Genomic DNA, 328 nt, shown 5'->3' with positions numbered 1-328 from the left:
AAAATTTCTGACAGTCTCGAGATTACCGGCTACAGCGAGAGCGAAGCCATCGGCCAGACACCTCGCCTGCTCGCCTCAGGCCAGCATGACAGCGCGTTCTATGCCTCAATGTGGCATCAACTTGCAGCCGATGGCCACTGGCAGGGCGAGATCAGCAACCGACGCAAGAGCGGCGAGCTCTACCCAAGCTGGCTGACGATCAATGCAGTGCGCAACAAAGCCAACCTCACCACCCATTTCGTCGCCGTTTTCGCTGACATCTCCAGCCTCAAACACGCCCAGGCGCGCCTCGACTACCAAGCCCACCACGACCCGCTCACCGGCCTGC

The 328-nt window shown here is 60.4% G+C and carries 1 protein-coding gene; it reads left to right on the top strand.

Annotated features, from left to right (window positions below; genetic code table 11):
* Nucleotides 1–328, top strand: a 328-nt coding sequence (locus ALO64_RS09780) for a PAS domain-containing protein (RefSeq protein WP_157058652.1), incomplete at both ends; no start/stop codon positions are given.

This window comes from Pseudomonas meliae (assembly GCF_001400515.1).
Taxonomy (GTDB): Bacteria; Pseudomonadota; Gammaproteobacteria; order Pseudomonadales; family Pseudomonadaceae; genus Aquipseudomonas; species Aquipseudomonas amygdali.
Note: the sequence above shows the minus strand (reverse complement) of the source record. Positions and strands in the feature narration are given on the sequence as shown.